Annotated in this window: 5 protein-coding genes; 3 read left to right on the top strand and 2 right to left on the bottom strand. The window is 67.7% G+C overall.

From position 1 onward, the window contains the following. Positions 1–229: 229 nt before the first annotated feature. On the bottom strand, positions 230–3436 hold the full coding sequence (locus tag AC1RM6_RS12390) for a hypothetical protein (RefSeq protein ID WP_493101553.1): 3207 nt from the start codon (positions 3434–3436) through the stop codon (positions 230–232). A gap of 179 nt (positions 3437–3615) precedes the next feature. Between AC1RM6_RS12390 and AC1RM6_RS12385 the strand changes: the two genes are divergently transcribed. Further along, positions 3616–4494, top strand: a complete 879-nt coding sequence (locus AC1RM6_RS12385) for a TIGR03620 family F420-dependent LLM class oxidoreductase (protein WP_493101551.1) — start codon at positions 3616–3618, stop codon at positions 4492–4494. A gap of 140 nt (positions 4495–4634) precedes the next feature. Here the strand turns inward: AC1RM6_RS12385 and AC1RM6_RS12380 are convergent, their stop codons facing one another. After that, positions 4635–5534: an HNH endonuclease gene (locus tag AC1RM6_RS12380; protein WP_493101549.1), complete on the bottom strand. Its 900-nt coding sequence runs from the start codon at positions 5532–5534 to the stop codon at positions 4635–4637. Positions 5535–5714: 180 nt separating this feature from the next. On the opposite strand from AC1RM6_RS12380, the gene AC1RM6_RS12375 reads away from it, so the two are divergent. Continuing rightward, complete coding sequence (locus tag AC1RM6_RS12375; RefSeq protein ID WP_493101547.1) at positions 5715–5972, top strand: ribbon-helix-helix domain-containing protein; 258 nt, start codon at positions 5715–5717, stop codon at positions 5970–5972. Between the two features lies 1 nt (position 5973). Then, entirely contained in the window at positions 5974–6288 is a 315-nt protein-coding gene (locus tag AC1RM6_RS12370) for a type II toxin-antitoxin system RelE/ParE family toxin (protein ID WP_493101545.1), read from the top strand. Positions 6289–6318 lie beyond the last annotated feature (30 nt).

The following is a 6318-nucleotide window of genomic DNA, read 5'->3' as shown; positions in this document are numbered from 1 at the left end:
TCGACCTGACCCAGCCGGTGGCATGACCCGTTCACCATGTCCCCGAACGCCGTCTACCTTGTACCCGGTCTAAACACCTTGTGCCGGGGTCCATGGCTATCGCCACGCAGGCCGCCCCTGAAGATCGAACGCCAGCGCTACCGGCCCGCTTTCCTCCAGCCATAACGCCCGACGCACCAGCCATGGACCCCGGCACAAGGCCGGGGCGACGATGGTGGAGACGCCCCGCCTACCACGCTATCTCGAACCCCGTGACCACTGCCGACCCCCACATCTCGCGCGCGCGCTTCTCGTCGAGGCAGGTCGTCGGCCCGCTCCCCCGGAACGAGCAGATCAGCTCGCTCCACGGCGGGCTCGACGCGCTGGTATAGCCATAACCGGCATTGGCCGCAGGCACCGCCGGGTCGAGCCGGACATAGCCCATCGCATTGCCGCTCTGCAGCTTCAGCCACACCACCGTGTTCGACGGCAGCGAACATTTGTCGTTCGAACTCCAGGACCAGCTGCCGTTGACCACCGCTTCGCCCATCAGCCCCGACAGATTATAGCGGACCTGAACGCCCTCGGCGTAGCAGCCGGCGATGCCGAGCACCCGCTTCGACAGGCTGCCCTGGCCGGGGCCGCTCTGCGGTTCGCGGCGCGGGCCGAACGGACCATAATACATGTCCCCCGAGACCGTCGCCGCCGCCATCTGCGCACGGGCGTGCTTGTCCTCGTCCTCCTTGCGTTTCGCCTCGTCGGCCCTGGCCTTCTCGATCCGCTTCTTCTCGGCGAGCGCCTCGTCCTCCTGGCGTTTGCGGTCGGCCTCGACGCGGGCGTCGGCATCGGCCTTCGCCTTGGCGCGGGTGGCCTCCTCCTGCGCCTTGCGCGCGGTTTCGCGTGCTTCCTCGGCCGCCTTGCGGGCCTCCTCGGCGGCCTTGGAGTCGCGCGCGCTGCCGGCATCGGCCTCTTTCTGGCGCGCTTCCTGCTCGGCAGCCCTCACCTTCTCTTCGGCCTCCTCGATCTCGCGCTTCGCATTCTCCTCGCGCAGATAGGCGGTCCGCTCGGCAGTAGCCTTCTCGATGATGCTCGGCCCATAATCGGCATCCTTGTCACCATAGAGCCGCTTGCGGATCTCGTAGCGCTCGATCTCCTCGCGCTTCATGCGATATTCGGGGCTCTCGGGTGCCCCCGACATGAAGATCGTCGATCCCATGCTCTGCGCATAGCCGCCGACCTGGCCGGCGGCGCCGCCGGTCGAGACCCCGATCGTGCGGCCATCGGCAGCGCGCTGGACCGCGCCGCCCGCCGGGATGCGCTGCGACCAGTCGGTCGGCGCCAGGAAGGCATTGTCGCGCTGCCATTGCCGCATCGTGTTCGGCATGTCGGCGATGCCCTGGGCGATGCCGCGCCAGACGGCGTCGCGGCTCTCCTGGGCCATCTGTCGGCTGACATAGGATCCGCGCACGCTTTCGGAATCGTCATAGGCCTGGCGGATATAGGCGAGCTCGCCCGCCGAGGACGGCTTGAAGATCTCCTTGTTGCCGCCCCCCGAGGTCGCGACCAGATCGCCATTGGCGGCGATCGTATAGACCGTGCCGTCATAGCCGAAACTGTCGGCGGCCTCGGTCAGCTTGAAGTCATATTCGCGGTTACGGTCCTCAATACGCTGCGACATGAAGGTGCAGTGGAGGCTGCCGGGCTTGTCGGTCGAGCAGCTGCTCGCCAGATAGCCGCTGTTGCGATAGCGCATGATCGACATGTAGCGGGGCGCGCCCACCGCCGCGTAATTCTTATATTCGAGCGTCTGGCCGGAAGCGTTGCGGAACAGCCGTTCGTCGAGGGTCGCGAGCAGCCCCTCCTTGGCCGAGTCGCGCTGCGGCAGCGGCACATGCTCGAACACATAGCGCGCGCCGCCGGTCTCCTGCATGATCTTGCGGCCGTCGGACGACAGCCGCCAGACATCGCAATAGCTGCCATAATGCTGGTAGCAGATCCGCACGACCCCGCCGCCGAGCACCTCGAGCACGCTCGCCTGCTTGCCTTCGGGATTCTTCTCGGTCGAATTGTCGAGGGTCGCGACCAGCCGGCCGTCGGCGCCCTGGTTGAACAGGAAGCTCTTGACGATCCCCGGCGCCGCCACCTGCAGCGACAGGCCCGACGCCCCGCGCCCGCCCGACACATAGGCCTGCTGCCCGGTCTTGGCGTCATACCAGCGCGCATTGCCCATATAGACGAAGGGGCCGAGCTGCTTGTCATATTTGCCGTCGGCCCGCCCCGGGAACACCCCCGGCAAGGCCGCCAGCACCGCCTGCGCCCCGGCCGGGTTCGACGCCGCATAGCTCATCGTCGAGGCGGCCCAGTTCTTGCCGACCGGGCTCTGCACCTCGCAGGCGAGCGGCTGGCCCGGCTTGGGCAGCTTGCAGCTCATCCGCCCCGCCGCATCGGCGCGCAGCGTCACCCTGCCGCCCGACGGCGCGACCTGCCCCTCATATTGGTCGCCGGTGTAGATGTCGCGGCTGACATAGCGCAGCCCCTTGCCGTCGGCCGATCCCGCGACGATCGTCTGGATCTCGCCGTAGAGCCCCTTGCGGGTGATCAGCATCGTCTCGTTCGGGGTCGCCCATTCGAAACTGAGCACCTGGATCTCGTTGGTCCACACCGTCCCCGCCATCTGCGCGAGCGCACCCCAGCTCTTGACCGGAGCCGCGGCGGCCGGCGCGGCGGCGGGGCCGCTGGCGGGGGCCGCGACCGCGGCACCCGCGGTGCGCACCGGCGACGGCTGGGCCGCGGCCGGCGCCATCGTCCCCGACGCCCTCTCCGCCGGCGCCCGGTTGTCCGCAACGCTGATCAATCCCCCCATGAACGTCCGGCGCGCGGGGGCCGGCGCGAGCGGCGCGGCGCTCGCGGTCACCCCCGCCGACATCTGCAGCGCGGCGAGTTGCTCGGCGGTCGCGCCCTTGGCATCCTGCACCGCGATTGGCGCGAAGCTGTAGACCGGCAGCCTGATCTGGTTGGCGGCGGACGCCGGCTCCCCGCGGTATAATGCACCGACATTGGCGGGCGGATCGAAGCGGCTGCCGATCGGCACCATGCGGAACATCGTCATCATCCCGGGAGAAACCGGCACGGTGATCGAAGCGGCGCCGCCATCGGCCGAGGTCACCCGCGCGACCTCCTTGTTCATGGCATCATAGGCGACCAGCCGGAACGGCACTTTCGTCCCCTCGGGTCGCACGACGAAGCTCATCCAGCCGTCGGGATAGGCGCTCGCCATCGTGATGATCCCGACCATGTCGCGCTCGTCCATCTTCTCGGACCGGCGCAGTTCATTGGGCTTGGTGTTGCTGAAATTGGGGTTCCACACCGCCGCCGGCGCGGGCAGGCCCGCCCCGAGCCCACATCCGATTGCACAGAGCGCCGCGCCTGCCCGTGCCAGCGCCTTTGTCCTTGTCATTGTTCGCAAATCCCACCGTACGACCTGCGCTGGGGCTAGCAGAGCGCGACCTGTGGCTTCATCCTCCATTTGGGGGTTGCGCGCCCGCTTCATCGCCCCGGCGAAGGTCGGGATGGTTGATCGCCCCGCGATTTTGCCCGACCCTCGCCCCGGCAGAACAGATTTTTCCGGAGACGATCATGACGGCACCCGCGCTCTCCTCCGGCCGCCTCGGCCGCATCGGCATCTGGTCGATGGAACTGCGCTTCGGCGACCGCGGCGAGGCCGCCGACGCCGCCGCCGAACTCGACCAGCTCGGTTTCGGCGCGCTGTGGATCCCAGGCGGGATCGGCGGCGACCTGCTCGCCGATGTCGACAGGCTGCTGGGCGCCACCCAGCGTGCGACGATCGCCACCGGCATCCTCAACATCTGGAAGCACGAGCCCGCCGACGTCGCCCGCTGGTGGCAGGCGCTCCCCGCCGACCGGCAGGCGCGGGTGTTGATCGGCCTCGGCGTCAGCCATTCGCACATCGTCGGCGAAGCCTATGCCAAGCCGCTGAGCGCGATGCGCGCCTATCTCGACGGGCTCGACGCCGGCGGCGTGCCGCCCGAGGCCCGCTGCCTCGCCGCACTCGCCCCGAAGATGCTCGAGCTGTCGCGCGACCGCACCGTCGGCACCCACCCCTATCTGGTCACCCCCGAACACACTGCCACGTCGCGCGCCGCGATCGGCCCCGACCGGCTGCTCGCCCCCGAACAGGGCGTCGTCCTCGCCACCGATCCCACCGTGGCCCGCACCCTCGCCCGCCAGGCGCTCGCCGGCTATCTCGGCTATCCCAATTACCAGAACAGCTGGTACCGGCTCGGCTTCACCGAGGCCGACCTCGCCGACGGCGGCAGCGACCGGCTGGTCGACGCGCTATTCGCGTGGGGCCCGATCGAGAAGATCGCCGAACGCGTGAACGCCCATTTCGCCGCGGGCGCCGACCATGTCTGCCTCCAGCTGATCACCGGCGCCGGGGTCGACGTCGCCGCGGCGCGCGCCGGGTGGCGCGAACTGGCGGTGGGGTTGCTGTAGGCGGCCGCTCCGGCCCCCGCGTCGGGGCTCCGCCCCGCCCGAGGACGGGCATCGCCCGGAGTCGCCCAAGGCAGAACGCAACCTCTCCTCGGACCGCCCGAGACAAATGCAGACTGTCGTTGGGGTGGTCAGCGCCGGACCTAATATTTGAAACAGTGGTCCCGGTGCCATTGCAGGAACGCAGGATGTGGCCGGTCCGACGCCCGCAGAGGCATGAAGGCCCGCCCGGTCGGATTGATCATCGCCCTGATCCCTTCGGCATCGTTGGCCTGGCGCGACACCAACACCTCGAGATCGTCCGCCAGGCCGACCAGTCCGCGATCGAACATCCAGTGGACCGTGCCCGACAGCGCGATGCCGTTATTGATGATGTCGGGTCCATCGGCCTCGACCGGGCGAATATGCGCGGCCTCGGCCTCGGCGCGCCCGCCGCCATTGATCAGCCGCAGACCGGTGATCGCGCAGCGCTCGCCATATGCGCGCAGCACGACCTTGCGGAACACCCGGTCGCGGACGATCCGCGAGGTGTAGCGGGTGACGCGCTCGCGCTCCTGGACATGGTCGAACGGCGTCGGCGCTTCATGGAGCATGTTCGGATCGTCGGCGAAACCGGTCCGCGGCAGCGGCGCATCCTCGGCACCGAGCCCGGCATCGATGATCCGGTTGAAATCGCCGATCGAGATCGGCCGCACCGCTGCCTGCGCCCGCCCCGATATGCCGCCCGCATCATTGTACAGGCCATGCTCGATCAGCCCGTCCGGCCCGCGAAAGGCGACGGGATCGGCGAAGTCGATATAGCTGCCGGGTTCGATGATCGCGATATACATGCCGGCGATCCCCGGATCCGCAATGACCCGCTGGACCCGCGCGACCGCGAAATAGCCGCGCGAGTTCCTGATCTTGACCGGCTCATAATAGATGATCCAGTCGCCGACACAGGCCTGCGCCCGCCCCAGATAGGGCGCCGGAAACTGGTAACGCTCGGCGGGACTGTCGTCGTAGATCGAATCGCTTCGATGGATGAATACGCCAAACGCCATCGCCGCTCCCCGATCGGTTCCCTATGATGTTGCCGATTATCTGGCGGGAATGCGACCGGAAAGGGTGAAGGACAGTTCGCGCCTAGTCGTCCCGCGTTTCCGCGCGATCCCATTGCCACCTTCGCCTTCCATCTATCGCCGTCCACAATATTCGACTATATTGGGACAAAGGTGATTGCCATGAACAAACCGATGACCCTGAACGTCCGCATCAGCGGAACGCTGAGCGAGTTCGTCGCCGCCAATATCGGCGATCGGGGCGCGTATGAGAATGTCAGCGAATATGTCCGCGATCTGATCCGGCGCGACAAGGAACGCATCGAGGCCGAACATCATGCTCGGTTGAAGGCTGAGCTCGATCGGGCCTTCGCCGCCCCCGAAGCGAGCTTCACCGCGCTCGATGCCGAAACGGTGATCGCCCGCAATCGCCAGGGCTGACATGTCGGGATTCAGGGTTTCGGCAATCGCCGGTCAGCGGATCGACGAGATATTCGACTACACGCGGCAGGCTTGGGGACAGGAGCAGGCCGAGGCCTATATACGCGGCCTGTTCGCCTGCTTCGACCGGATCGCGCGCCGCGATCAGCTCTGGCGCGCCATCCCCGCCGAATTCGCCGTCGAGGGCTTCTATTGCCGCTACGAGCAGCACCATGTCTATTGGCGCCAACTTGCGGACGGCGCGGTCGGTATCGTGACGATCCTCCACGAACGGATGCATCTGGTGGACCGCTTTCGCGAAGACAGCGCGCCATGATCCTGCCAATCGGTGTTAAGCAGGCAAGGG

This window comes from Rhizorhabdus sp. GW822-FHT03C02 (assembly GCF_058801765.1).
Note: the sequence above shows the minus strand (reverse complement) of the source record. Positions and strands in the feature narration are given on the sequence as shown.

What these genes read in the sequence shown, in the direction of transcription:
- AC1RM6_RS12390 (WP_493101553.1), bottom strand. Translation starts at nt 3,436, where the DNA reads ATGACAAGGACAAAGGCGCTGGCACGGGCAGGCGCGGCGCTCTGTGCA.
- AC1RM6_RS12375 (WP_493101547.1), top strand. Translation starts at nt 5,715, where the DNA reads ATGAACAAACCGATGACCCTGAACGTCCGCATCAGCGGAACGCTGAGC.
- AC1RM6_RS12380 (WP_493101549.1), bottom strand. Translation starts at nt 5,534, where the DNA reads ATGGCGTTTGGCGTATTCATCCATCGAAGCGATTCGATCTACGACGAC.
- AC1RM6_RS12385 (WP_493101551.1), top strand. Translation starts at nt 3,616, where the DNA reads ATGACGGCACCCGCGCTCTCCTCCGGCCGCCTCGGCCGCATCGGCATC.
- AC1RM6_RS12370 (WP_493101545.1), top strand. Translation starts at nt 5,974, where the DNA reads ATGTCGGGATTCAGGGTTTCGGCAATCGCCGGTCAGCGGATCGACGAG.